Annotated in this window: 22 protein-coding genes and 1 tRNA gene; all 23 read right to left on the minus strand. The window is 66.3% G+C overall.

The window, feature by feature from the left end:
* Positions 1–126: 126 nt before the first annotated feature.
* The 23 genes from infB to mltG all read right to left on the minus strand — a co-directional run bounded on the left by infB (position 127) and on the right by mltG (position 24,788).
* Positions 127–2,883, minus strand: a complete 2,757-nt coding sequence (gene infB, locus ACFWZ1_RS10710) for a translation initiation factor IF-2 (protein ID WP_439666412.1) — start codon at positions 2,881–2,883, stop codon at positions 127–129.
* Between the two features lie 129 nt (positions 2,884–3,012).
* The gene (nusA, locus tag ACFWZ1_RS10715) at positions 3,013–4,512 is read right to left on the minus strand and encodes a transcription termination factor NusA (protein ID WP_231320553.1); all 1,500 of its coding nucleotides are present in this window, start codon (positions 4,510–4,512) and stop codon (positions 3,013–3,015) included.
* A 100-nt stretch (positions 4,513–4,612) separates the two neighbouring features.
* Positions 4,613–5,143, minus strand: a complete 531-nt coding sequence (gene rimP, locus ACFWZ1_RS10720; protein ID WP_231326000.1) for a ribosome maturation factor RimP — start codon at positions 5,141–5,143, stop codon at positions 4,613–4,615.
* Positions 5,144–5,333: 190 nt separating this feature from the next.
* A tRNA-Met gene (locus ACFWZ1_RS10725) sits at positions 5,334–5,410 on the minus strand.
* 125 nt (positions 5,411–5,535) lie between these two features.
* Positions 5,536–6,975 carry an NADH-quinone oxidoreductase subunit NuoN gene (gene nuoN / locus ACFWZ1_RS10730; protein ID WP_439666413.1) on the minus strand — a complete coding sequence of 480 codons (1,440 nt, stop codon included), beginning with the start codon at positions 6,973–6,975 and terminating at the stop codon, positions 5,536–5,538.
* 16 nt (positions 6,976–6,991) lie between these two features.
* Entirely contained in the window at positions 6,992–8,500 is a 1,509-nt protein-coding gene (locus ACFWZ1_RS10735) for an NADH-quinone oxidoreductase subunit M (RefSeq protein WP_231320557.1), read from the minus strand.
* A 13-nt stretch (positions 8,501–8,513) separates the two neighbouring features.
* Complete coding sequence (gene nuoL / locus ACFWZ1_RS10740) at positions 8,514–10,613, minus strand: NADH-quinone oxidoreductase subunit L (RefSeq protein ID WP_439666414.1); 2,100 nt, start codon at positions 10,611–10,613, stop codon at positions 8,514–8,516.
* Positions 10,614–10,617: 4 nt separating this feature from the next.
* Positions 10,618–10,923 carry an NADH-quinone oxidoreductase subunit NuoK gene (gene nuoK / locus ACFWZ1_RS10745; RefSeq protein ID WP_091336603.1) on the minus strand — a complete coding sequence of 102 codons (306 nt, stop codon included), beginning with the start codon at positions 10,921–10,923 and terminating at the stop codon, positions 10,618–10,620.
* Positions 10,920–11,567, minus strand: a complete 648-nt coding sequence (locus ACFWZ1_RS10750; RefSeq protein ID WP_231320561.1) for an NADH-quinone oxidoreductase subunit J — start codon at positions 11,565–11,567, stop codon at positions 10,920–10,922. Before ACFWZ1_RS10750 ends, nuoK begins: the two co-directional genes overlap by 4 nt.
* Positions 11,568–11,579: 12 nt before the next feature.
* Positions 11,580–12,071, minus strand: a complete 492-nt coding sequence (gene nuoI / locus ACFWZ1_RS10755; RefSeq protein WP_231320562.1) for an NADH-quinone oxidoreductase subunit NuoI — start codon at positions 12,069–12,071, stop codon at positions 11,580–11,582.
* A gap of 8 nt (positions 12,072–12,079) precedes the next feature.
* Complete coding sequence (gene nuoH / locus ACFWZ1_RS10760) at positions 12,080–13,132, minus strand: NADH-quinone oxidoreductase subunit NuoH (protein ID WP_439666415.1); 1,053 nt, start codon at positions 13,130–13,132, stop codon at positions 12,080–12,082.
* A gap of 3 nt (positions 13,133–13,135) precedes the next feature.
* Positions 13,136–15,466, minus strand: coding sequence for an NADH-quinone oxidoreductase subunit NuoG (gene nuoG, locus ACFWZ1_RS10765; protein ID WP_439666416.1), 2,331 nt, complete (start codon positions 15,464–15,466; stop codon positions 13,136–13,138).
* Positions 15,466–16,791: an NADH-quinone oxidoreductase subunit NuoF gene (gene nuoF, locus ACFWZ1_RS10770; RefSeq protein ID WP_439666417.1), complete on the minus strand. Its 1,326-nt coding sequence runs from the start codon at positions 16,789–16,791 to the stop codon at positions 15,466–15,468. The genes nuoG and nuoF overlap by 1 nt, the downstream gene beginning before the upstream one ends.
* 8 nt (positions 16,792–16,799) lie before the next feature.
* The gene (gene nuoE / locus ACFWZ1_RS10775; protein ID WP_231320566.1) at positions 16,800–17,327 is read right to left on the minus strand and encodes an NADH-quinone oxidoreductase subunit NuoE; all 528 of its coding nucleotides are present in this window, start codon (positions 17,325–17,327) and stop codon (positions 16,800–16,802) included.
* A gap of 21 nt (positions 17,328–17,348) precedes the next feature.
* Positions 17,349–18,602: an NADH-quinone oxidoreductase subunit D gene (locus ACFWZ1_RS10780; protein ID WP_231320567.1), complete on the minus strand. Its 1,254-nt coding sequence runs from the start codon at positions 18,600–18,602 to the stop codon at positions 17,349–17,351.
* Between the two features lies 1 nt (position 18,603).
* Positions 18,604–19,335 carry an NADH-quinone oxidoreductase subunit C gene (locus ACFWZ1_RS10785; RefSeq protein ID WP_231320568.1) on the minus strand — a complete coding sequence of 244 codons (732 nt, stop codon included), beginning with the start codon at positions 19,333–19,335 and terminating at the stop codon, positions 18,604–18,606.
* Between the two features lie 13 nt (positions 19,336–19,348).
* Complete coding sequence (locus ACFWZ1_RS10790; protein ID WP_231320569.1) at positions 19,349–19,906, minus strand: NuoB/complex I 20 kDa subunit family protein; 558 nt, start codon at positions 19,904–19,906, stop codon at positions 19,349–19,351.
* 4 nt (positions 19,907–19,910) lie between these two features.
* Complete coding sequence (locus ACFWZ1_RS10795; RefSeq protein WP_231326002.1) at positions 19,911–20,267, minus strand: NADH-quinone oxidoreductase subunit A; 357 nt, start codon at positions 20,265–20,267, stop codon at positions 19,911–19,913.
* A gap of 315 nt (positions 20,268–20,582) precedes the next feature.
* Positions 20,583–20,936: a PilZ domain-containing protein gene (locus ACFWZ1_RS10800; RefSeq protein WP_231320571.1), complete on the minus strand. Its 354-nt coding sequence runs from the start codon at positions 20,934–20,936 to the stop codon at positions 20,583–20,585.
* A gap of 168 nt (positions 20,937–21,104) precedes the next feature.
* A complete protein-coding gene (locus ACFWZ1_RS10805) occupies positions 21,105–22,034 on the minus strand; it encodes a PIG-L deacetylase family protein (protein WP_439666418.1) in 930 nt (309 codons plus the stop codon).
* Positions 22,035–22,175: 141 nt separating this feature from the next.
* Positions 22,176–23,114, minus strand: a complete 939-nt coding sequence (gene holB, locus ACFWZ1_RS10810; RefSeq protein WP_439666419.1) for a DNA polymerase III subunit delta' — start codon at positions 23,112–23,114, stop codon at positions 22,176–22,178.
* Positions 23,111–23,755 (minus strand): dTMP kinase, encoded by a 645-nt coding sequence (gene tmk / locus ACFWZ1_RS10815; protein ID WP_439666420.1) that lies wholly within the window; start codon positions 23,753–23,755, stop codon positions 23,111–23,113. Before tmk ends, holB begins: the two co-directional genes overlap by 4 nt.
* Entirely contained in the window at positions 23,748–24,788 is a 1,041-nt protein-coding gene (gene mltG, locus ACFWZ1_RS10820; protein ID WP_439666421.1) for an endolytic transglycosylase MltG, read from the minus strand. The genes tmk and mltG overlap by 8 nt, the downstream gene beginning before the upstream one ends.
* Positions 24,789–24,806: the final 18 nt, after the last annotated feature.

Consider the following 24,806-nt stretch of genomic DNA (forward strand, 5'->3'; position numbering starts at 1 on the left):
TCATGGTCGCCCCTCCCTCCGGGAAGAGGATGGGCGAGGGGCGGGCCCGCGTCAGTCCAGCAGACGCTGGCGCTGGAGCGGCCCTGACCCGACCCTCTCCCGGACGGGAGAGGGAGCGATGCACCATTACAGCGTGCGGGCAACCTCGATGCGCTCGAAGCACTCGATCTGGTCGCCGACCTTCACGTCGTTGTACTGCTTCACGGCGATACCGCATTCCATGCCGTTGCGCACTTCGTCGACGAGTTCCTTGAAGCGGCGCAGCGATTCCAGTTCGCCCTGGAAGATCACCGTGTTGTCGCGCAGCACCCGGATCGGCTTGTTCCGCTTGACCGTGCCTTCGGTGATCATGCAGCCGGCCACCGCGCCGAACTTGGAGCTGCGGAAGACCTCGCGGACCTGCGCCACGCCGATGATCTCCTCGCGCACTTCCATGCCCAGCAGACCCGAAGCGGCCTGCTTCACCTGGTCGATGACGTCGTAGATGATCGAGAAGTAGCGGACATCCAGGCCGGCGGTATCGATGACCTTGCGCGCCGAGGCATCGGCACGGACGTTGAAGCCGATGACCAGCGCCTTCGAGGCGGCCGCCAGCGTCGCGTCGGACTCGGTGATGCCACCGACGCCGGCGGCGATCACGTTGACCTTCACGTTCTCGTTGCCGATCTGGCTGAGCGAATCGCGCAACGCCTGCACCGAACCCTGCACGTCGGCCTTGACCAGGATGTTGAGCGTCTGCTGCTCGGCGCCCTGGCCCATCAGCGCCATGATGTCCTCGAGGCGGTTGGCCTTGCTGACCATGCGCGTCTCGCGGCGCTTCTGCTGGCGCTCGGCGGCCACTTCGCGCGCCAGGCGTTCATCGGCGACCACCACGAAGTCGTCACCCGCCTCCGGCACGCCGGACAGGCCAAGCACCTGCACGGGAATGGACGGACCGGCTTCCTGCACGGTCTTGCCGTTCTCGTCGACCAGCGCGCGCATGCGGCCATACTCCACGCCGCAGACGACGAAATCGCCGCGCTTCAACGTACCCTGTTGCACCAGCACGGTGGCGACCGGGCCCCGGCCCTTGTCCAGGCTGGACTCGATCACCACGCCGGAAGCGGGGCCGTCGAACACCGCGGTCAGCTCCATCACCTCGGCCTGCACGGAAAGAGCGTCCAGCAGGTCGTCGATGCCCATGCCGGTCTTTGCCGACACCGGGATGAACGGCGTATCGCCGCCCCACTCTTCCGGGATGACCTCGAGGTTGCCCAGGCCCTGCTTGACGTGGTCCGGGTTGGCGTCGGACTTGTCCATCTTGTTGAGCGCCACGATCAGCGGCACCTTGGCGGCGCGCGCGTGCTGCACGGCCTCGGCCGTCTGCGGCATGACGCCGTCATCGGCCGCCACCACCAGCACCACGATATCGGTCGACTGCGCGCCGCGGGCGCGCATCGAGGTGAACGCGGCATGGCCCGGGGTGTCCAGGAACGTGATCACGCCCTTGGGCGTTTCCACGTGGTACGCGCCGATGTGCTGGGTGATGCCGCCGGCCTCGCCCGCCGCCACCTTGGTACGACGGATGTAATCCAGCAGAGAGGTCTTGCCGTGGTCCACGTGGCCCATGATGGTAACCACCGGCGGACGCGCGGACTTCTCGCCTTCCAGTTCGGCGTTCTGCGTGTGCGCGGCCAGTGCGGCCTCGGCGTTGTTCTCGCTTGCTTCGACCGGCGTATGGCCGAGTTCCTCGACTACCAGCGTCGCGGTGTCGCGGTCGATGGTCTGGTTGATGGTGGCCATCACGCCCATCTTGAAGAGCGCCTTGACCACCTCCGAACCCTTGACCGCCATCTTCTGGGCAAGGTCGGCGACCACGTTGGCCTCGCCCACCACCACTTCGCGCACGACCGGTGCGGTCGGGCGGGAGAAGCCGTGGGGACCCGAGGCAGCACCCGTGCCGCCGCGGGTCATCTCGCGCCCGCCCTTGCCCGGCTTGCCGCGCTTGCTGGAACGGCGCGCGCGATCGGCATCGGACAGGTGCAGCTCGCCACCGGCGAAACGCTTGCCGCCAGGGCCTTCGTCGCGATCGCGGCCATAGCGCGCCTTGGCGGCGCCACGGGCATCGGCGGGGGCCGGTGCCGGAGCGGGTGCCGGCGCCGGAGCGGGAGCTGCAACGACCTTCTTTTCCCGCTTACGCGGTTCATGGATGCGCGGCACGATCATGCCGAACGCACTGTGATCGGTACCGGAGGACGGCGCCGGCGCGGGGGCCGCAGCGGTCCTGGCGGTGGCCGGCGCCGGCGCCTCGGCGGCGGCTTCCTGAGCGGAGGCCTCCATGGGAACCGGGACCTCGGCAGGCTGCTCGATGGCCGCCTGTTCGCTCTGGCGCTGTGCCTCCTCAGCCCGGTGCTGCTCGTCCAGCGCGCGCTGCTGCGCCTCCTGCTGGCGGCGCTGCTCCGATTCCAGGCGCTCGCGCTCCTCATGCTCGCGCTGCTGCTGCGACTCGGCCAGCTTGCGCACGGCCTCCTCGCGCTCGGGCTCGGCACTCGCCTCTTCGGCGATCACGCTGCGCTTGACGTAGGTGCGCTTGGCGCGCACTTCGACGTTCACCGTCTTGGCGCTGCTCGCCGCACCGCGGCCACCAGGCGTGGCGACCTTCAGTTCGCTGACCTTGCGGCGCTTCAGGGTGATCTGGCGCGGAGCGCTGTCTTCCGCCTCCGGAGCAGCCTCGCCCTTGCCATGCGTGCGGCGCAGGAAGCCCAGCAGCTTCATCCTTTCGGTGGTGCTGATGAACTGCTCGGGGGCAGAGAAGTTCATGCCAGCCTCGGCAAGCTGACCGAGCAGCTTGTCAACCGGCATTTTCACTTGCTCGGCAAGTTGTTTGATCGTGATATCCGACATCGTGTTCTTTCTCCGCCGTTCCCGCGCTTATCGTCCGTGCGGCCCAGGCCTGCACGTCCACCTCCATCCATGGCGGAAGACCCGCAGGTCCTCCTCGGCGCGCCCTTCCAAAGGCGCCGCCGTCCGCGGTTAGCCGCCCTTCTCCAGTCGCTCGATCATCGGTGCGCGGGCCGCCATGATCAACGCGGCGGCGCGTTCCTCGTCCATGCCATCGATGTCGATCAGGTCGTCGACCGCGAGGTCGGCCAAGTCGTCCACCGTACTGATTTCACGTGCAGCCAGCGCATAGGCGGTGGCCTCGTCCATGCCGGGCAGGCCGAGCAGTTCCTCGGACGGTTCGGCGATGCCTTCCTCGACAGCCAGCGCCTCGGTGAGCAGCGCGTCGCGGGCGCGGGCGCGAAGCTCCTCGACGATGTCCTCGTCGAAGCCTTCGACCGCCAGCAGCTCGGCGCTCGGCACGTAGGCGATTTCCTCGACGCTGGAGAAACCTTCCTGCACCAGGATGTTGGCGATCTCCTCGTCCACTTCCAGCTTGTCCATGAACAGCTGGCGAGCGGCCTGCTGCTCGGACTCGCTCTTGGCGGTGACCTGGTCCTGGGTCATCACGTTGAGCTGCCAGCCGGTGAGCTTGCTCGCCAGCCGCACGTTCTGGCCGCCGCGGCCGATCGCCTGGGACAGCTTGTCCTCGGCAACCGCGATGTCCATCGAGTGCTTCTCCTCATCCATGATGATGGACTGCACTTCGGCCGGTGCCATCGCATTGATGACGAACTGCGCCTGGTTGTCGTGCCACAGGATGATGTCGACGCGCTCGCCGTTGAGCTCGTTGGACACTGCCTGCACGCGCGAACCGCGCATGCCGATGCAGGCGCCGATGGGATCGGTGCGGCTGTCGTGCGCGATGACGGCGATCTTGGCGCGATCGCCCGGGTCGCGGGCGCAGCCCTTGATTTCGACCAGGCCCTGGCCGACTTCCGGCACCTCGAGCTTGAACAGTTCGATCATGAATTCCGGCGCGGCGCGCGAGACGAACAGCTGCGGGCCGCGGACTTCCGAGCGGACCTCATACAGGTAGCCGCGCACGCGGTCGCCGACGCGGGCCGACTCGCGCGGAATCGTCTTGTCGCGCGGGATGAAGGCCTCGGCATTGCCGCCCAGGTCCAGGTACACGTTGCCGCGCTCGACGCGCTTGACGATGCCGGTGATCAGCTCGCCGATGCGATCCTTGTAGGCGTCGACCACCTGCTGGCGCTCGGCCTCGCGCACGCGCTGCACGATCACCTGCTTGGCGGCCTGGGCGGCGATGCGGCCGAACTCGGCATTCTCGATCTGCTGCTCGATGAAGTCGCCGACCTCGGAGCCTTCCTTCTCGTCCAGAGCGTCCATCAGGCGCAGCTGGTGATACGGGGATTCCATCTCGCCGTCGTCGGCGATGACTTCCCAGCGTCGGAAGGTCTCGTAATCGCCACTCGTGCGGTCGATCGCGACGCGAATGTCCGGATCCTCTTCCGGGTAGCGCTTCTTGGCGGCCGAAGCCAGCGCGGCTTCCATCGCCTCGAAGATCACTTCGCGCGGCACGCCTTTTTCATTGGCGACCGCGTCGACGACCAGCAACAGTTCTTTGCTCATTGCAGCAACCTCGGTATTTGTGCGCCCATCCATGAACGCGAGGATCAAGAAGCGGCCTTCCATGGACGCACTCTCAAATTTGTTCCGGCTTCGCTGGTGCTTATTCGCCGGTCTTTTTTGCGGATTTCCTGCCGCCCGGCTTGGGCTGCGGCACGTAGCCCAGCGCTGCCCAGTCCGGCACCACGCGCGCGCTTTCCACGTCGGCATGGTCGAATTCGAACGTCTTGCCCTCGGCCTCGAAAGTCAGCTTGTCGCCATCGACCGCGGCGAGCCTGCCACGCAGACGGCGACGACCCTCGATCGGCGCCTTCAGCAGCACCTTCACTTCCTGCCCCACCACCCCGGCGAACTGGGCCGCCGTAAACAGCGGACGATCGATGCCTGGCGAAGAAACCTCGAGCACGTAATGGCCCGGAATCGGGTCTTCCACGTCCAGCATCGCCGAGAGCTCGCGACTGGCCGCCTCGCAGTCGTCCAGCGTCACCTCACGCCCCTCGGCGCGATCGAGCACGTCCAGATAAACGCGCAGGGTACTCTGCCCTTGCGACGGGGAAAACTCCACACCGAGGCATTCCAGGCCAAGGTCGGCCAGGACGTCGGTGAAGCGTTGTGCGAGTGCCTGCGTATCCATAGTCGTCGTTTGCGTGATTCCAGAAACAAAAAAAGGGCACAACGGCCCATTTCCTTACCCCGACGATGTGCCGACTCGTCCAGGCTCTTTCCGGCGGCGCGTCGACCTTGCAACGGTCGATGCATCGCGACGCATCCTTGCGCCCAACAAAAAAGCCTCACGAGGAGGCTTTCTTGTTCTAAGAAAGATCTGGTAGCGGGGGCAGGATTCGAACCTGCGACCTTCGGGTTATGAGCCCGACGAGCTGCCAGACTGCTCCACCCCGCATCAGAGTCCGCAAACTATAGCGGCATGGCCGATTTCTTGCAAGCTTTTCCGTACCGTTTTTCTTCTCAGGGTGGGCTTCGGCCCATCTTCCCGCAGGGTGGCCCAAGCCACCCCTGCGAAAACCATCAGCCCGCGAAGGCCGAGCGGCACCAGCCCAGTAGCGGACCCCAGTACAAGCCCAGCGCCAGCAACACCAGCGCATTGAGCGACAGCGCGGTGCGCAGGAATCCATCCGATTGCGGACGCACTTCCAGACCTTCGGCGGGCTTGTCGAAATACATGACCTTGACCACGCGCAAGTAGTAGTACAGGCCAATGATCGCGAACACCGCACCGACGATCGCCAGCCACAGCATGCCGGCATCGATCGCCGCCTGCAGCACCAGCAGCTTGGCAAAGAAGCCGAACATCGGTGGCACGCCGGCAAGCGAGAACATGGCCAGCATCATCAGGAATGCCATCCACGGCGAGCGCTGGTTGAGGCCCTTGAAGTCGTCGATTTCCTCGCACTCGAAACCAGCCCGCGCCAGCGCCAGGATCACGCCGAAGGCGGCGGTGCTCATCAGCGCGTAGCAGATGGCGTAGAACATCGCGGCCGCGTAACCCTCGGGACCCGCATTGACCAGGCCAAGCAGCAGGAAGCCCATGTGCGAGATGGTCGAATAGGCCAGCAGGCGCTTGAGGTTGGTCTGCACGATCGCGACCAGGTTGCCGATCGCCAGCGATGCGACCGCCAGCACCGCCAGCATCAACTGCCACTGCCCCGCCAGTCCGCCCATGCCCGATTCGAGCAGACGATAGGCCATGCCGAACGCGGCGATCTTGGAGGTCGAGGCGACAAACGTGGTGACTGCCGTGGGAGCGCCCTGGTAGACGTCCGGAATCCACATGTGGAACGGCGCCACGCCCAGCTTGAAGCTGATCCCGACGATCATGAAGATCAGCCCGAATACCATCAGGTTGGACATGCCCGCCTGCACCACTGCGCCGTGCAGCTGCGCGAGCGCCAGCGTGCCGGTGGCGCCATAGACCATCGACATGCCGTACAGCAGCATGCCCGAGGAAAGCGCGCCCAGCACGAAGTACTTCATCGCCGCCTCGGACGACAGCGGCGAATCGCGGTTCAGCGCCACCAGGCCGTACGAGCACAGCGTCAGCAGCTCGAGGCCCAGGTACACCATCACCAGGTTGCCGGCCGAGACCAGCAGCATGGCGCCGATGGTGGCGAAGATCATCAGCGTGTAGAACTCGCCCTGGAACAGCTTGCGGTCCACCAAGTACGGGCGCGAGAAGACGAAGATCAGGCCGGTGCACAGCAGTGCGAAGACCTTGAGGATCTCTGCGGCCTGGTCGCGCACGAACATGCCGCCGAAGGCGGTCACCGTCACGTCCGGCTGGCCGGCTACCACGAGGTAGATGCCGACCAGCACCACCAGAATGGACACCCAGTGCAGGATGTTTCGCTGCTCCGGCTTCATCCAGGCGTCCAGCAGCAACAGGAGGCACGCCGCCGCCACCAGATAGAACTCCGGCAGCATGATCATGATGTCGTTGAGATTGGGCATTGGCGTGTAATTCCGCTTAGATCTTGTGAACGGCGAGCTGCTGCACCAACTGGGACACCGAGGCGTCCATCAGGTGGATCAGCGGCTGCGGCCAGATGCCCAGCGCCAGTACGGCGAGTGCGAAGGCGGCCAGCACGAACGTTTCGCGTCCGTTGATTTCCTTCATCTCGCGCACGTGCGGGTTGGTGATGTCGCCCCACAGCACACGCTTGACCATCCACAGCGTGTACGCCGCGCCGATGATCAGGGTGAAGGCGGCGAACAGCGCGATCCACGGGTTGGCCGCGAAGCTGGCCAGCACCACCATGAATTCGCCGACGAAACCGCTGGTGCCCGGCAGGCCGGAGTTGGCCATGGCGAAGAACACGTAGAAGAATCCGAACCACGGCATCACGTTGATCACGCCGCCGTAGTCCTTGATCAGTCGCGTATGCATGCGGTCGTACATGACACCGATGCAGGAGAACATCGCGCCGGACACGAACCCGTGCGAAATCATCTGCACCATCGCACCCTGCATGCCGAGCTTGGCCGCGTCCAGGTTGTTGGCATCGCGTACCAGCATGAAGGCGATGAAGATGCCCAGTGTCACGAAGCCCATGTGCGCCACGGACGAATACGCCACCAGCTTCTTCATGTCCTCCTGCACCAGCGCCACGTAGCCGATGTAGACCACCGCGATCAGGCTGAGCACGATGATCAGCCAGGCGAAATGCTCGGACGCGTCCGGCACGATCGGCAGCGAGAAGCGCAGGAAACCGTATCCGCCGATCTTCAGCATCACTGCGGCCAGCACCACCGAACCGCCAGTCGGCGCCTCCACGTGGGCATCCGGCAACCAGGTGTGCACCGGCACCATCGGGACCTTCACCGCGAAGGCGATCAGGAAGGCGAAGAACAGCCAGGTCTGCTCCTTCATCGTCAGAGGCAGCGCGGCCAGCGTGTGCAGATCGAAGGTTCCCGCCTTCAGGTACAGGTAGATCAGCCCGATCAGCATGAAGATCGAGCCGAGGAAGGTGTAGATGAAGAATTTCAATGTGGCGTAGACGCGCCGCGGGCCACCCCAGATGCCGATCAGGATGAACATCGGAATGAGCATCGCCTCGAAGAACACGTAGAACAGCAACGCGTCGGTGGCGCAGAACACGCCGATCATCAGGCCCTCGAGCACCAGCATGGCGGCCATGTACTGGTGCGGCTTGTCCTGGATCACCTCCCAGGCGCCCACGATCACCAGGATCGTGACGAAGCTGGTGAGCAGGATCAGCGCTACCGAGATGCCATCCACGGCCAGGCCATAGTGCACGCCGAGCGAAGCAATCCAGACGTGGCTTTCCACCAGCTGCATGGCGCTATCGGCCGGGGCGTAGCCGGTCAGCAGGAACAGGCTGGCCACGAAGGTAAGCACCGCTACCAGCAGCGAGATCCAGCGGGCCAGGCCCGGGCGGCCGCTGCCGGCCAGCAGCACCGGGATGGCGCCGACGATGGGGAGCCAGATCAGCAGGCTGAGCAAGTGATTGAACATGGAGCGTGCTTCCTTATTGCCCGATCTGCACGGACCCGAAGACCCAGAACCCGCCCAGCAGCAGGATCAGGCCGAGAATCATCGCGAAGGCGTAGTGGTAGAGGTAGCCGGACTGCAGGCGGCGCACGCCGGCGGCGATGCGCTGCACCAGCCCGGCCGAGCCGTTGACCATCGCGCCGTCAATCACTGCCGCGTCGCCGGCCTTCCAGAACAGCCGGCCGAGCGCAACGCCGCCGCGCGCGAAGATGGCGAAGTAGACGTCGTCGACCCAGTACTTGCGGTCCAGCACCGTCCACAGCGGCTTGAGCGCGCTCTTGATCCTTCCCGCCATGGCCGGGTTGAACAGGTAGATGTAGGTGGTGATCACGAAGGCCAGTGCCACCAGAGCGAACGGCCAGCTGGCGAACCCATGCAGTGCCATGGCCGCGGCGCCGTGGAACTCGTGGCCGAGCTCGCCCAGCACATTGTTGGCCTCCTCCACATGGACCGCCTGCCCGAACCAGTCACCGAACAGCATCGGCCCGATCGTGAAGAAGCCCACCAACAGCGAAGGGATCGCCAGCAGCACCAACGGCAGCGTCACCACCCAGGGCGATTCGTGCGGTGCATGCTCCAGCTCGCCCGGCTTGTGCCCGTGGTGCGGATCGTCCGAAGGTGCGTGGTGTTCGTCCGCGTGGGCGTCGTCCCCGTGCGCGTCATGATGGACGGCCTCATGCGCGTGGCCATGATGGCCCACCACCACGAAACGCTCCTTGCCGTGGAAGGTCAGGTACATCTGCCGGAAGGTGTACAGCGCCGTGACGAACGCACCGGCCAACACGCAGACGTAGGCGTAGCCCGAACCCCAGCGATGCGACTCGCCGACCGCCTCGATGATCGCATCCTTGGAGTAGAAGCCCGAGGTGAACGGGATCGCCACCAGCGCCAGCGAACCGATCCACATCGTGATCCAGGTGATCGGCATGTACTTGCGCAGGCCACCCATGTAGCGCATGTCCTGCTCGTGGTGCATGGCGATGATCACTGAGCCCGCGCCCAGGAACAGCAGCGCCTTGAAGAACGCGTGGGTCATCAGGTGGAACACCGCGCCGGCATAGGCCGACACGCCAAGCGCCACGGTCATGTAGCCCAGCTGCGAGAGCGTCGAGTAGGCGACCACGCGCTTGATGTCGTTCTGCACGATGCCGATCAGGCCGGTGAAGAGCGCACCGGTGGCGCCGATGACCATCACGAAGCTGAGCGCGCCCTCGGACAATTCGAAGAACGGCGACATGCGGGCGACCATGAAGATGCCCGCAGTCACCATCGTCGCCGCGTGGATCAGTGCGGAGATCGGGGTCGGGCCTTCCATCGAGTCGGGCAGCCATACGTGCAGCGGCACCTGGGCGGACTTGCCCATCGCGCCCACGAACAGCAGCACGCAGATGACCGTGGCCGCGTCCCAATGGATGTTGGCAGTCAACGCCAGCGACTTGCCGATCAAGCTGGGCGCACCGGCAAACGCAGTGGCGTAGTCCAGCGTGTTCAAAAAGTACAGCACCGCGGCAATACCGAGCAGGAAGCCGAAGTCGCCCACGCGGTTGACCAGGAACGCCTTGAGGTTGGCGAAGATCGCGGTCGGGCGCTTGTACCAGAAGCCGATCAGCAGGTAGGACACCAGGCCCACGCCTTCCCAGCCGAAGAACAGCTGCATGAAGTTGTTGCTCATCACGAGCATCAACATCGCGAAGGTGAACAGCGAGATGTAGCTGAAGAAGCGCTGGTAACCCGGGTCGTCGGCCATGTAGCCGATGGTGTAGACGTGCACCAGCAGCGAGACGAAGGTCACCACCACCATCATCATGACGGTAAGGCGGTCGACCAGGAAGCCGACGCTGACGTGCAGGCGGCCGATCTCGAACCACGTGTAGATGTCCTGGTTGTAGGCCGGCGCGCCACCCGCGGTGAGCTGGTAGAGCACGTAGAACGACAGCGCGCAGGAAACCAGCAGGCCGAGGATGGTCGCGCTGTGCGCACCCACGCGGCCGATCTGCTTGCCGAGGAAGCCTGCGAGCAGGCAGCCGATGAGCGGAGCCAGCGCGATGGTCAGCAGGATGGAGGTCGAAAGTTGCATCGGCTCAGCCCTTCATCGAGTCGATTTCGGCGACGTTGACCGTGCTGCGGTTGCGGAACAGCAGCACCAGGATCGCCAGGCCGATCGCGGACTCGGCCGCCGCGACGGTGAGGATGAAGAACACGAACACCTGGCCGGATACATCGCCCAGGAAGCGCGAGAACGCCACGAAGTTCATGTTCACTGCAAGCAGCATCAGCTCGATCGCCATCAGCAGCACGATGACGTTCTTGCGGTTGATGAAAAGACCTGCGACGGCGATGCAGAACAGCACCGCGCCGAGCACGATGAAATGCGACAGCGTGATCATTGCAGCGGCTCCTGCGAAGCGGTCGGTTCATCCGGGCGCGAAGGCGCCATCTTGACCACGCGGATGCGGTCGCGCGGGTTGACGCGCACCTGCTCGCTGGCCGATTCGTGCCGCTTGTCGCCGCGATGGCGCAGGGTCAGCGCGACCGCCACGACCACGCCCACGGTCAGGATCAGCGCGGCGATCTCGAACGGCAACAGGTAAGTCGTGTACAGCGCCCCGCCCAGCCAGGCGGTATTGGACAGGCCCATGGCCGCGGCCGGATCGGCGCCCATCACGTGCGCGTGCATGGCGCGCACGCCGATCAACGCGAGCATCTCGCCGAGCATGACCAACGCCACGATGATGCCGACCGGCAGGTAGCGGATGAAGCCCTCGCGGACCTGTTCCATCTTGATGTCGAGCATCATCACCACGAACAGGAACAGCACCATCACCGCGCCCACGTAGACCACGATCAGCGCGATGGCCAGGAACTCGGCCTCGGCCAACAGCCAGATGCAGGCGGTGCTGAAGAAGGCCAGGACCAGCGAGAGCACCGCGTGCACCGAGTTCTTCACCGTGATCACCGCCAGGGCGGCGGCCACGGTCACCGCGGCGAATCCGTAGAAGCAGATCAATTGCAGAAGGTTGGTATCGATCATGTCGGTGGCCCTTTAGCGGTACGCCGCGTCTTGCGCGCGGGCCGCGGCGATCTCCGGCTCGAAGCGGTCGCCGATGGCGAGCAGCTGCGCCTTGGTCACCACGTTCTGGCCACGCTGCTCGAAGTGGTATTCCATCACCGAGGTCTCGACGATCGAGTCGACCGGGCAGCTCTCCTCGCAGAAGCCGCAGAAGATGCACTTGAACAGGTCGATGTCGTAGCGCGTGGTGCGGCGCTGGCCATCGCCCTCGCGCGGAGCGGAGTCGATGGTGATCGCCAGCGCCGGGCACACCGCCTCACACAGCTTGCAGGCGATGCAGCGCTCCTCGCCATTCGGGTAGCGGCGCAGCGCGTGCAAGCCGCGGAAGCGGTTCGAGCGCGGAATGTGCTCCATCGGGAAGCGCACGGTGTACTTGGGCTTGAACATGTAGCGCAGGGTCAGCGCCATGCCCTTGAGCAGCTCGATGAGCAGCAGGCTTTTGAAGTAGTCGGTAATGCGGTTCATGAGTTGCCTTATGCCCCCGTGCCGGCGATGACCCAGCCGAAATACTTCATGCAGCCGGCCACGAGGACCCACACGATCGTGATGGGAATGAACACCTTCCAGCCCAGCCGCATGATCTGGTCGTAGCGGTAGCGCGGGAACGTCGCGCGGAACCACAGAAACAGAAAGGACATCAGGAAGGCCTTGATCAGCAGCCAGATGATGCTGCCGGTCCAGATCCAGTTGACCCAGGGCGAGACGTCCGCGGTGATCCAGCCCTGCAACGGACTCAGCCAGCCGCCGAGGAAGAAGATCGAGGCGAGGAAACTCACCAGGATCATGTTGGCGTACTCGGCCAGGAAGAAGATCGCGAAGGCCGAGCCGGAATACTCCACGTGGAAACCGGCGACGATTTCCGATTCACCCTCGGCCACGTCGAACGGCGCGCGGTTGGTCTCGGCCACGCCGGAGATGAAGTAGACGATGAACACCGGCAGCAACGGCAGCCAGAACCAGTCGAGGAAGCCCTTCCCGCCAACCTGCGCATGCACGATGTCGGTCAGATTCAGCGAGCCGGCCAGCACCAGCACGCAGACCAGCGACAGGCCCATGGCGAGCTCATAGGAGATCACCTGCGCGGCCGAGCGCATGGCGCCGAGCAGCGCATAGCGCGAGTTCGATGCCCAGCCGGCCAGGATGATGCCGTACACGCCCAGCGAGGTCATCGCCAGCAGGTACAGCAGGCCTGCATTGACGTTGGCCAGCACCATCCTGTCGTCGAACGGCACCACCGCCCACGCCGCGAACGCCGGCACGAGCGCCAGCAGCGGCGCGATGTAGTACAGGAAGCGGTTGGCGCTGGAAGGAAGGATCACTTCCTTGATCAGCAGCTTGACCACGTCCGCAAAAGCCTGCAGGACGCCCCAGGGGCCGATCTTGTTCGGCCCCATGCGTACGTGCATCCAGCCGATGACCTTGCGTTCCCAGTACACGAACATGGCCACCGCCAGGATCAGCGGCACCGCGATGCACAGGATGTAGACGACCGGCCAGACCAGCTCGTTGAGGAGTTGTTCGCCCATGGGTTACGCCTTGCTCAGGGTGATGGCCGCGCCGTACGGCGGCAGCGTGGCGGTCAGGTCGTGCGCGGCCTCGATCCACACGGCGCCATCGGGCACGGCGGCGTCGATCGCCACCGGCAGCAGCGCATCGGCGACGCGCACCTGCACGCCGGCGGTGAGGCCCTGGTGCATGGCTTCGTTGGCGTTCATGCGCACGGCGGCCGGGCGGTTGATCGGGTGCGCGTTGAGCGCTGTGGCCCGGCGGAGCACGGCGTCGCTGCGATAGATCGGCCAGGTCGCCAGGCGCACAAGGCCGACTGCCCCACCCTGGCGCGGTGCCAGGGATGCGCCGTGCGACGGCAATGGACGTTCGGCGATGCCCTCGCGCAGGCCAGCCAGGTCGTCGAACTCGAAGCCACCCAACTGCAGCAGGCCGCCCAGGGCGCGCAGCACCTTCCAGCCAGCGCGGGCCTCGCCGGGTGCCTTGGCGCCGGCGATGGCGCTCTGCGCCAGGCCATCCACGTTGACCAGCGTGCCGTCGTTTTCCGGCAGCAGCGCGATCGGCAAGAGCACGTTGGCCACTTCGCGCAGCGCCGGGCTGGCGTAGGCACTGAACGCCACTACCGCCTGCGCACCGCGCAGCGCCGCCAGCGCCTTGGCGCCATCGGCGAAGTCGTGCGGCGGCTCGACGCCGTAGAGGACGTAACCCTTGCGCGGCTGGGCAAGCATCGCCTGCGCGTCGAGGCCACCATTGCCCGGCAGCACGCCGCCCTGCCCCAGTCCGAGCGCATTGGCGCCGACCGGCAGTTCGTTGTAGCCGGCACTGGTGGCCTGCGCGATGAATCGCGCGATGGCACGCAGCCAGGACGCCTGCGGATGCGTGGCGGCAGCCTCGCCCAGGATCACCACGGCCTTGCCCGCCTTGAGCACGGCGATCGCATCGCGGTCGCCCTCGTCATGCCGGGCACCGTTGATGGCATCGGCCAGCGCGGCCGGCGCGGCGGCGCCGTCGGCGACCGCGGCCTTGGCCAGCGCGAGCAGCGCGTCGACCAGGGCGGCCGGCGATACGATGGCCTCGCCGGCCAGCGCGTAGTTGAAGCCGAAGCGCGCCGGATTGACCGCATAGACCTTCGCCCCGCGCTTGACCGCCTGATGCAGGCGATGGTTGAGCAGCGGCATTTCGTAGCGCAGGTCCGAGCCAACCAGCAGCGCGCCCTGAACCTGGCTGACCTCGGCGACGGGCACCTCGAAACGGGCCGCGACCGGGCGATCGGACAGGTCCAGCTGGCGCAGGCGATGGTCGACGTGCGCGCTGCCCAGCCCGCGCGCCAGGCGCACCAGCAGGTCGCCTTCCTCGTTGGTGGTGGCAGGCGAGGCAAGGATGCCCATGTCGCTGCCCGGCACCGACTTCAGCGCCTCGGCGGCAACCGAAAGCGCCTCTTCCCAGCTGGCTTGCTGCCACTGGCCATTGCGCTTGATCTGCGGCGCATGCAGGCGGTCGGCGGCGTACAGGCCCTGGTAGCTGAAGCGGTCACGGTCGGACAGCCAGCACTCGTTGATCGCCTCGTTGTCACGCGGCACCGTGCGCAGTACCTCGCCACGGCGCGTGTGCAGCCACAGGTTGGAGCCCAGCGCATCGTGGTAGGCGATCGACGGACGCGCGATCAGCTCCCAGGCGCGCGCCTTGAACTGGAACGGCTTGTTGGTCAGCGCGCCGACCGGGCAGACGTCGATGATGTTGCCCGAGAGCTCGGTCTCGACGGTCTTGCCGATGTACGTACCGATCTGCAGGTTCTCGCCGCGATTCATGCCGCCGAGCTCGTAGGTGCCTGCGATCTCGCTGGTGAAGCGCACGCAGCGCGTGCACTGGATGCAGCGGGTCATCTCGGTGGCGACCAGCGGCCCGATGTTTTCGTCGGCGATGGTGCGCTTGCGCTCGGTGTAGCGCGAAACGCTGCGGCCATAGCCCAGCGCCACGTCCTGCAGCTCGCACTCGCCGCCCTGGTCGCAGATCGGGCAGTCCAGCGGGTGGTTGATCAGAAGGAATTCCATCACGTCCTTCTGGAACTTCAGCGCCTTGTCCGAGCGCGTCATCACCTTCATGCCTTCGGCCACGGGAGTGGCGCAGGCCGGCTGCGGCTTGGGCATCAGCTTGCCGCCCATCTCCACGTCGACCAGGCACATGCGGCAGTTGGCCGCGATCGGGAGCTTGCGGTGATAGCAGAAACGCGGGATCGACACGCCGATCGCATCGGCGGCTTCGATGATCATCGCGCCCTTGCGGATCTGCGTGGGCTTGCCGTCGACCTCGATGTTGATCAGGTCCGGCGCGGTGGTGGTCGGCTGCGCGCTCATCAGGCGGCGACTCCAAGCTTGTCGTCGGTCATCGAGCGACCGTGCTCGACGAAGTATTCGAATTCATCCCAGAAGTGGTGCAGGAAGCCCTGCACCGGCCAGGCAGCAGCCTCGCCGAAGGCGCAGATGGTGTGGCCTTCGATCTGGCCGGCGACCGCCTTCAGGCGATGCAGGTCGTCCTCAGTGCCCTTGCCTGCAACGATGCGGTCGAGCACGCGGTACATCCAGCCGGTGCCTTCGCGGCACGGCGTGCACTGGCCGCAGGATTCGGCCATGTAGAAGCGCGCGATGCGGTGGCAGGCGCGCACCATGCAGGTGGTGTCGTCCATCACGATGACGGCGCCCGAACCAAGTCCCGAGCCGGCCTTCTGCAGGCTGTCGTAGTCCATGGTGCACTCGAGCATGGTCGCCGCCGGCAGCACCTTCATCGAGGAGCCGCCCGGAATCACCGCCTTGAGCTGATGGCCATTGCGCACGCCGCCGGCCATCGCCAGCAGGTCCTTGAACGGCGTGCCGAGACGGATCTCGAAGTTGCCCGGGTTGTTCACGTGGCCGGAGACCGAGAAGATCTTCGGGCCGCCGTTGTTCGGCTTGCCGAGGTTCAAGAACCAGTCGGCGCCGTTGCGCAGGATCGCCGGCACCGAGGCGTAGGTCTCGGTGTTGTTGATCGTGGTCGGCTTGCCGTACAGGCCGAAGTTGGCGGGGAACGGCGGCTTGAAGCGCGGCTGGCCCTTCTTGCCTTCCAGCGATTCCATCAGCGCGGTTTCCTCGCCGCAGATATAGGCGCCGGCGCCCAGCGCCGTATAGATGTCCACATCGATGCCCGAGCCGCCGACGTTCTTGCCCAGCAGCCCTGCCGCGTAGGCTTCCTTCAGCGCCGCCTCGAAGTGCTCGTAGGGCTCGTGGTGGAACTCGCCGCGCAGGTAGTTGTAGGCGACGGTCGAGCCGGTGCAGTAGCAGGCGATCGCCAGGCCTTCGATGACCGAATGCGGGTTGTAGCGCAGGATGTCGCGATCCTTGGCGGTGCCAGGCTCGGACTCGTCCGAGTTGCAGAGGATGTACTTCTGCATCGTGCCTTTGGGCATGAACGACCACTTCAGGCCCGTCGGAAAGCCCGCGCCGCCACGGCCGCGCAGGCTGGACTTCTTGACCTCTTCGATCAGGCCGGCGGGATCGGGCTTCTCGGCGAGGATCTTGCGCCACGCCTTGTAGCCGTCGACCTTCTCGTAGCTGTCCATCGACCACGGCGTGTCGAAGTGCAGCGTCGTGTAGACGACCTGGTGGTCTTGCGGTGCGGGTCCGACCGGACCGTTGCTGCTAGCCATGCCCTGCCTCACTCCAGACCGTCGAGAATTTCGTCGAGCTTCTCGGGCGTGAGCCGCTCGTGGTAATGACCGTTGACCGTCATCGCCGGCGCATACACGCAGGCGGCGATGCACTCTTCTTCGCGCTTGAGGTACACGCGGCCGTCCGGCGTGCTTTCGCCGAGCTTCACGCCCAGCTTCTTCTCGCAGTGGCGCACCAGGCCTTCGGCGCCGTTGAGCCAGCACGAGATGTTGGTGCAGATCGCCACGTTGTTACGGCCGACCGGCTTGGTTTCGAGCATCGAGTAGAAGCTCGCCACCTCGTAGCCCCACACGGCGGGCAGGTCGAGGTACTTGGTCACCGCCACGATCAGGTCGTCGGTGAGGAAGCCCTGGTTCTGCTCCTGCGCAGCGAACAGCGCCTGGATCAGCGCCGAGCGCTTGCGGTCGGCCGGGAACTTGGCGACCCATTCGTCGATGTGGTGGCGGGTGTGCTCGCTCAGCACGACGAGCGGATCGACGTGCTTGACCTGCTCGTAATTTCCGGTGGCCTTCATGGGAATCTCCTCGGTGCCGGCTTAGCGGTCGACTTCGCCGAACACGAGATCGTAGGTGCCGATCATCGCCACCACGTCGGCCAGCATGTGGCCGCTGACGGTGGCGTCCATCGACGAGAGGTGGGCGAAGCCCGGCGCGCGCAGGTGCACGCGGAAGGGCTTGTTGGCGCCGTCGGAAACGAGGTAGCAGCCGAACTCGCCCTTGGGCGCCTCGACCGCGCAGTAGGTCTCGCCGGCGGGAACGCCGTAGCCTTCGGTGAACAATTTGAAATGGTGGATGAGCGCTTCCATGCTCTCCTTCATCTCTTCGCGCGAGGGCGGCGCGACCTTGAAGTTCGTCACCATCACCGGGCCGGGATTGGCGCGCAGCCAGTCCACGCACTGCTTGATGATGCGATTGGACTGGCGCATCTCTTCCACGCGCACCAGATAGCGGTCGTAGCAGTCGCCGTTGACGCCGACCGGAATGTCGAAGTCCATCTGCGCATACCTGGCGTAAGGCTGCTTCTTGCGCAGGTCCCACTCCACGCCCGAACCGCGAAGCATCGCGCCGGTCATGCCCCAGGCTTTGGCCATGTCAGGGCTGATCACGCCGATGCCGACGGTACGCTGCTTCCAGATGCGGTTGGTGGTGAGCAGGTCCTCGTACTCGTCCACACGCGACGGGAAAATGCGGGTGAACTCCTCGATGAAGTCCAGCATCGAGCCTTCGCGCGCGCTGTTGATGCGCTTCAGGTCCGCGCCCTTGTGCCAGGGCGACTCCTTGTACTGCGGCATGCGGTCGGGCAGGTCGCGGTAGACACCGCCCGGGCGGTAGTAGGTCGCGTGCATGCGCGCGCCAGACACGGCCTCGTAGACGTCCATCAACTCCTCGCGCTCGCGGAACGCGTAGAGGAAGACCGCCATGGCGCCAAGGTCGAGCGCGTTCGAGCCGATCCACATCAAATGGTTCAGGATGCGGGTGATCTCGTCGAACATCGTGCGGATGTACTGCGCACGCTCCGGCGCCTCGATGCCCAGCAGGGTCTCGATCGCGCGCACGTAGGCGTGCTCGTTGCACATCATCGACACGTAGTCCAGGCGATCCATGTAGCCGATCGACTGGTTGAACGGCTTGGATTCGGCCAGCTTCTCGGTACCGCGATGGAGCAGGCCCACGTGCGGATCGGCGCGCACCACGGTCTCGCCATCCATCTCCAGCACCAGGCGCAGCACGCCGTGCGCGGCCGGATGCTGCGGGCCGAAGTTCATCGTGTAATTGCGGATTTCCTGCATGTCAGTTCTTCCGCCAGTCGTCGGCGGCCTCGGCTCTGGCCTGGACAAGATCGGCATCGTCGCGGATCACGCGCGGCACCAGCACGCGCGGCTCGATGGTCACCGGCTGGTAGACCACGCGCTGCTGCTCGGCGTCGTAGCGGACCTCGACGTTGCCGATCAGCGGGAAATCCTTGCGGAACGGATGGCCGACGAAACCGTAATCGGTGAGGATGCGGCGCAGATCCGGATGGCCATCGAAGATGATGCCGTACAGATCGAACGTCTCGCGCTCGAACCAGTTGGCCACCGGCCAGATCCCGGTGAGCGAGGGCACCATCGGAAGCGCGTCGTCTTCGCAAAACACGCGCAGGCGCAGGCGCCGGTTGTGAGTGAGCGAAAGCAGATGCACGACCACGGCAAAGCGGCGCGGCATGTTGGCATCGCGCGGGCGCTCCGCCCAGTTGAAGCGGCCCATGGCCTGGCCTTCGACGCCACGCGAGAAGCCGGTGGCCGTGACCGTCTCGGTGGCCCACTCGTCCTGGCCGTAGCCGAGGTAGTCGACACCGCAGACGTCGATCAGCTGCTCGAAGCGAAAGTCCGGTTCGTCGCGGAGCGCAGTGGCGACGCTCAGCAGATCGGCGGCGGCCAACTCGGCGGTCGTCTCGCCGCCGCGCGCGGGCAGCAGCGACAGGGTGTCGCCGAACCGCGCCGCAAGGCGCGCGGCGAGCGAAGTGTTTTGCGTATCGGTCATGGGCTTCTGGGCCTTAGCCGCGGGCGATGGTGCTGGTGCGACGGATCTTCTTCTGCAATTGCAGGATGCCGTGGATCAGCGCTTCGGCCGTCGGCGGGCAGCCGGGCACGTAGATGTCCACCGGCACGATGCGATCGCAGCCGCGCACCACCGAGTACGAGTAGTGGTAGTAGCCGCCGCCGTTGGCGCAGCTACCCATCGAGATCACCCACTTCGGGTCGGGCATCTGGTCGTAGACGCGGCGCAATGCCGGCGCCATCTTGTTGACCAGCGTGCCGGCCACGATCATCACGTCGGACTGGCGCGGACTCGGGCGGAAGATCACGCCGTAGCGGTCCAGGTCCAGTCGCGCCGCGCCGGCGTGCATCATCTCGACCGCGCAGCAGGCCAGGCCGAAGGTCATCGGCCACATCGAGCCGGTGCGCGCCCAGTTCATCAGCGCGTCGACCGAGGTGGTGGCGAAGCCGCGCTGCACGACCGGGTTGTCCTCGGCCGGGCGCAGGATGTCGTCGACCAGGTTCAGCGGTTCCGGGTTGTGCATCACCCGGTCGATGGAAGACAGCATTCCCATTAGATCAGTCCCATTCCAGTGCGCCCTTCTTCCACACGTACGCGAACCCGACCACCAGCAGCAGCAGAAACAGCGCCATCTCGATCAGCGCGACGATGCCGATCTGCTGGAACACCACCGCCCATGGAAACAGGAAGGCGATTTCCAGGTCGAAGATGATGAAAAGGATCGCCAGCAGGTAATAGCGGACGTCGAAGCGCATGCGGGCGTCTTCGAAGGCCTCGAAACCGCATTCGTACGGTGCGAGCTTGATCGCCTCGGGACGGCGCGGGCCGGCGAGCATGCCGATGATCAGCAGCACCACGCCCAGGCCGGCGGCAACGCCGATGAACAGCAAGATAGGCCAGTATTGAGCAAGCACGATGCAACGTACCTCCGCGCCCTTCGGACGCATCAGTGACCGCCAACGTCGGCGGTCAGGCTGGTTCGATTCGGCAGGCCGCGCACGGCAGGGGCTGTCCAGCCACGATCGCACGCGTGGGGGCCGCGAGCGCCCGATTTCCACGAAATCCATTCGTGTAACCGCGGCATTGTATCAGCGCGCGCGGGGACTACGCCAAGTATTGCGGACGCGACAGTTATTGGTTAATGGCGCCCGTTCTCACAAATCGCAGGCGACGGTGCGAAGAGCGCGCGGAAGGGGCCGGAGCGGCGCGAGATTTGCCGCGGCCGTGCGCTACATGGTGTGGGTCGGGCGCTCTGACGAAAGTACGCCGGCGAGGATGTTCTCGATGCGCTGGCGCGCCACCTCGGCATCGCCGGACTCGTTGAAGTGCACGCCGATGCCGGCGGTGCGGTTGCCCTGCGCACCGAGCGGGCTGATCCACGCCACCTTTCCCACCACCGACAATCGTTCGGTTTCGTCCATCAGCGTGATCAGCAGCACCACCTCATCGCCCAGCGCGTAGCGTTGGGCGGTCGGCGCGAACAGGCCGCCGTTCTTCAGGAACGGCATGTACGCGTTGTAGAGCGACGCGGCGTCCTTGATCTTCAGGGAGATGATGCCCTGACGGGCGGCGGTGGGGGTCATGCTTGGGCTCCGGAACGAACGGCCGGTTTCGGCCGGCGCCCCGGCATCGTAGCGAGCGGGATGGGCGGGCGCAAAGCCAGCCGATCGCGTAGGGTGGACTTCAGCCAACCGGGCCACATTGCCGCGAAGGGCGGTGGCTCAAGCCCACCCCACCCCCGACCACGGAGACTACAGCTCGCACCAGCCCCAGCGATCGAAGATCCACGGCGATGGCACGTCCATGTCCAGCCGGGCAAAGCATGGTGCCGTGGGTACCTCGGCCAGGCGCCAGCGGCCCTGCCCGTCGCGCTGCAATGGTGCGTCGGCCCAGGGCCAGTGGCGCACGCCGTCCGGACTGGCGATGGTCAGGCGCAGTTGCGAGCGCCAGGCCCTGGGATGCCAGGGCAGCGCGCCCGCCTCGCGGTCGGCCGGGGGGCGGGCGACGCGGTCGTAACGCTCGGGGCGATCGGTCAGGCGGCGCATGCGGCCTGCGCTCAACGCCATCTGGCTGCCGTGGGCCGTCAACGCCGCGAGCTTGACCGCGTGGCGTCCGGCTGCGGCAGGCAGGGCGACGTCGGGAGATGCCTCTCCGCGACCGTGCACCAGGTAGCTGAACAGCAGAGGCGGCTCGGCGTCCCAGTCGGCCAGGGCCAGCCGCATCAGTACGTGCGCGCTGCCGTGGTCCGGATGGCGATCGGACAGTGCCGGCAAGGCGACTACGTTTGGCCGGAAATCCACCAGTTCCTCGACCAGCCGCGCGCGTGCCATCGAGGCATCCTCGCGCACCAGCGCGGTGAGGCCCATGTCGGGCCAGCCCATTGCATGCAGGGCATCGAACGGCACGTCGAGCCGGCGCAGGGCTTCGGCAACCTCGCCGCGTCGCCGCCGTCCCCAGCGCGCGCGTTCGGCATCGCCGATACGCAGGCGGCGTTCGATCCAGCGTTGCGGCCAGGGGTTGTCGTCGCCGTCGCTGAGCAGCAGCACGCGCACCTCACCGCCCGCCGCACGCACGAGTTGCAGCAGTTCGCCGGTGCCTATGGTTTCGTCGTCGGGATGCGGCGCCACCACCAGCAGGCGGGTCCGCGCGTCGGGGCTGTACAGCTCCGGGCTCAACGGCATGTCGTGGCGCCTCCCGCGCCAGGGTGTGGGGAACGCCTGGGCTTCGGGCCGCAAGCGATCGTTGCGCGCAGCTTGCGGCAGCGCGCGTTCGCACTACGTGTAGCGTGAGGCAGGCGACTGGACAGACCCGCAGTCATCGGGTCAGTGCCAGCCGGCGAGCAACTCTAGCAGCAGCAGGTCGCCGCGCAGCGGACCGCGCAGGGCGTCGCGCGTTCGGCTGGCGGCGGCGAACCAGTCAGCCAGCGCGTCGGCTTCGAGCTGGCTGCCAAGCGGCGCTGCGCCGCCGGTCGCGCGCGCCCGCGCTTCGTCCACGGCCGCCTGCGCGGCAAACCACAGGCACTGCTCCGGCTCGGCGTCCAGCCAGCGGCGTGCGACTTCCATCGGTTCGGCGCGACCGGCGGCCAACGCCGCCAGATCCTTGCGCACCGCTTGCCGGCGTGCCAGCGCACCCTGCTCTGCCCAAGCCTGGGCCAGGCCGGGATTGCCCCCGGCCGCCTGCAGCGCGGTAGAGGGATCGGCAACGCCCCGCGCCGTCAACCAGGCCATCGCCTCGTCCGGCGGCGGCAGCTGGAACTCGATCCGCTGGCAACGGCTGCGGATCGTCTGCGGCAGCCGCCAGGGGGCGTCGGCGACCAGCAGCAAGAGGGTCTGCGGCGAGGGCTCCTCGAGCGTCTTGAGCAGGGCGTTGGCGGCCGATGCGTTCATCGCATCGGCCGGGTCGATCACCACGATCTGCCAGCCGCCAAACTGGCTGGCCATGGCCAGCCGCGCGGACAGTTCGCGGATCTGCTCGACGACGATCTCCTTGCGCTGGACGCCGTCCTTGCGCAGGCCATAGCTGATGGTGACGAAGTCCGGGTGCGTGCCGGCGTCGAGCAACAGGCAGGCGCGACACTGGCCGCAGGCTTCACCCTCGCGCGGGCGATCGCACAGGAGGCCACGCACGAACCGATGCAGGAAGGCGCGCTTGCCCAGGCCTGCGGGACCGCATAGCAGCAGCGCGTGTGGCAAAGCCTCGCGCGCCAGGCGCGATTGCAGCCGTTGCCAGTGCGCCCCGTGCCAGGGCGGCGGTGTACTCATGTCGCGTCCTCCGCGAACAGCGGCGCGAGCGCCGAGACGGCCGCCTGCAGCACGGCCTCGGGCGATCGACCGGCATCGATCACGCGGAAGCGGTGGGGCTCTGCCGCGGCACGCGCGCGATAGTTCGCGCGCACGCGCTCGAAGAAAGCATCGGCTTCGGTCTCGATGCGGTCCGCTTCGCCCCGGCCGGCTGCGCGTGCGCGGCCCGTCGCCACCGGCAGATCGAGCAACAGGGTCAGGTCCGGCACGACCCCAGCGCAGGCCCAGCGTTCGAGTTCGGCGATACGTTCTTGCGGTTGGCCGCGGCCGCCGCCCTGATAGGCATAGCTGGCATCGACGTAGCGGTCGCACAGCACCCATTGCCCGGCAGCAAGGGCCGGGGCGATGGTTTCGCGCACGAGCTGGGCGCGGGAGGCGAACATCAGCAGCAGTTCCGTTTCGCCGGCCATTCCGCGCGTTTGCGGGTCGAGTACGATCGCGCGGATCGCTTCCCCCACCGTCGTGCCACCGGGCTCGCGGGTCTGCACCAGCCCGATGCCCTGCCCCGCGATGTATTCACGAAGGGCAGCCAGCAACGTGCTCTTGCCCGCGCCTTCGCCACCCTCGAGCGAGATGAAGCGTCCGCGCCGGGTATCAGTCATGGCAGCGCTTCAGCTGATAGCAGGCGACGTTGCGGTTGTGCTCGGCCAGCGAGCTGGCGAACACGTGGCTGCCGTCGCCGCGCGCCACGAAGTACAACGCCTTGCCCGGTGCCGGATGCAGCGTGGCCTGGATCGCCGGCTGCCCCGGCAGCGCGATCGGCGTGGGCGGCAGGCCCGCGTGAAGGTAGGTGTTGTAGGGCGTGTCCGCGAGCAGATCGCTGCGGCGGATGTTGCCGGCATAGGTCGCCCCCATGCCGTAGATCACCGCCGGGTCGGTCTGCAACAACATGTGGTTTTCCAGCCTGCGTACGAATACCCCGGCAATCTTCGACCGCTCGTCGGCGCGTCCGGTTTCCTTCTCCACGATGGAGGCCAGGATCAACGCGTCGTATGGCGTGGCCAGCGGCAGGTCCTTGTCGCGGTTGGGCCAGAGTTCGGCCAGCGCATGCACCATGGCCTGGTGCGCGCGCTTGAGGATGTCCAGGTCGCTGTCGCCTTTGACGTAGGCGTAGGTCTCGGGCAGGAAGCGGCCCTCGGGCATCTCGCCAGCGGCCCCGATGTGTTGCATCAGGCTGGCGTCGTCCAGCGAAGCGCCCTCGTGGCGCAGCGTGGGTACGTTCGCCAGGGCATCGCGCAGTTGGCGGAAGGTCCAGCCGTCTACGATGGTGAAGTCGCGCTGCAACACGCGGCCGGTGGCCATGGCATTGAGCAGCTGGCCGGGCGTGACGCCCGGGTCGAGCGCGTACTCGCCGGCATGCAGCCGGTCGGCCACCCGCATGCGTTCGGCCAGCACGCGCCAGTACAGCGAGGGTGCATGGGTAAGGTCGCGCGCACGCAATTGCGCCACGATGCCGCGCAGGCTGGTGCCTCGCGCGACATCGATCGTCTGGCGCTGCGGGCCGACCGCGAGCGGTGCGCGGCTGAAGCGCTCGAAGTCGTACCAGCCTGCCACCGCGGCGGCCAGCACGCCCAGCAGCAGCACCCAGGTCAGGATGCGCCAGGCGGCTCGCCCCTTTCTCTTCTTGCGCCCCATCGACGACTCCCAAGGATG

It is taken from the genome of Frateuria sp. GZRe14 (assembly GCF_051900395.1).
GTDB classification, from domain to species: Bacteria; Pseudomonadota; Gammaproteobacteria; order Xanthomonadales; family Rhodanobacteraceae; genus Frateuria_A; species Frateuria_A edaphi.

Coding starts and splice junctions, on each gene's coding strand:
- nuoL (WP_439666414.1), bottom strand. CDS start 10,613: ATGCAACTTTCGACCTCCATCCTGCTGACCATCGCGCTGGCTCCGCTC.
- nuoH (WP_439666415.1), bottom strand. CDS start 13,132: ATGGGCGAACAACTCCTCAACGAGCTGGTCTGGCCGGTCGTCTACATC.
- nuoE (WP_231320566.1), bottom strand. CDS start 17,327: ATGAAGGCCACCGGAAATTACGAGCAGGTCAAGCACGTCGATCCGCTC.
- ACFWZ1_RS10735 (WP_231320557.1), bottom strand. CDS start 8,500: ATGTTCAATCACTTGCTCAGCCTGCTGATCTGGCTCCCCATCGTCGGC.
- infB (WP_439666412.1), bottom strand. CDS start 2,883: ATGTCGGATATCACGATCAAACAACTTGCCGAGCAAGTGAAAATGCCG.
- nuoN (WP_439666413.1), bottom strand. CDS start 6,975: ATGCCCAATCTCAACGACATCATGATCATGCTGCCGGAGTTCTATCTG.
- nuoG (WP_439666416.1), bottom strand. CDS start 15,466: ATGAGCGCGCAGCCGACCACCACCGCGCCGGACCTGATCAACATCGAG.
- ACFWZ1_RS10785 (WP_231320568.1), bottom strand. CDS start 19,335: ATGACCGATACGCAAAACACTTCGCTCGCCGCGCGCCTTGCGGCGCGG.
- holB (WP_439666419.1), bottom strand. CDS start 23,114: ATGAGTACACCGCCGCCCTGGCACGGGGCGCACTGGCAACGGCTGCAA.
- nuoI (WP_231320562.1), bottom strand. CDS start 12,071: ATGAACCGCATTACCGACTACTTCAAAAGCCTGCTGCTCATCGAGCTG.
- rimP (WP_231326000.1), bottom strand. CDS start 5,143: ATGGATACGCAGGCACTCGCACAACGCTTCACCGACGTCCTGGCCGAC.
- ACFWZ1_RS10800 (WP_231320571.1), bottom strand. CDS start 20,936: ATGACCCCCACCGCCGCCCGTCAGGGCATCATCTCCCTGAAGATCAAG.
- ACFWZ1_RS10805 (WP_439666418.1), bottom strand. CDS start 22,034: ATGCCGTTGAGCCCGGAGCTGTACAGCCCCGACGCGCGGACCCGCCTG.
- nuoF (WP_439666417.1), bottom strand. CDS start 16,791: ATGGCTAGCAGCAACGGTCCGGTCGGACCCGCACCGCAAGACCACCAG.
- ACFWZ1_RS10750 (WP_231320561.1), bottom strand. CDS start 11,567: ATGATCGATACCAACCTTCTGCAATTGATCTGCTTCTACGGATTCGCC.
- nusA (WP_231320553.1), bottom strand. CDS start 4,512: ATGAGCAAAGAACTGTTGCTGGTCGTCGACGCGGTCGCCAATGAAAAA.
- tmk (WP_439666420.1), bottom strand. CDS start 23,755: ATGACTGATACCCGGCGCGGACGCTTCATCTCGCTCGAGGGTGGCGAA.
- ACFWZ1_RS10790 (WP_231320569.1), bottom strand. CDS start 19,906: ATGGGAATGCTGTCTTCCATCGACCGGGTGATGCACAACCCGGAACCG.
- ACFWZ1_RS10780 (WP_231320567.1), bottom strand. CDS start 18,602: ATGCAGGAAATCCGCAATTACACGATGAACTTCGGCCCGCAGCATCCG.
- mltG (WP_439666421.1), bottom strand. CDS start 24,788: ATGGGGCGCAAGAAGAGAAAGGGGCGAGCCGCCTGGCGCATCCTGACC.
- nuoK (WP_091336603.1), bottom strand. CDS start 10,923: ATGATCACGCTGTCGCATTTCATCGTGCTCGGCGCGGTGCTGTTCTGC.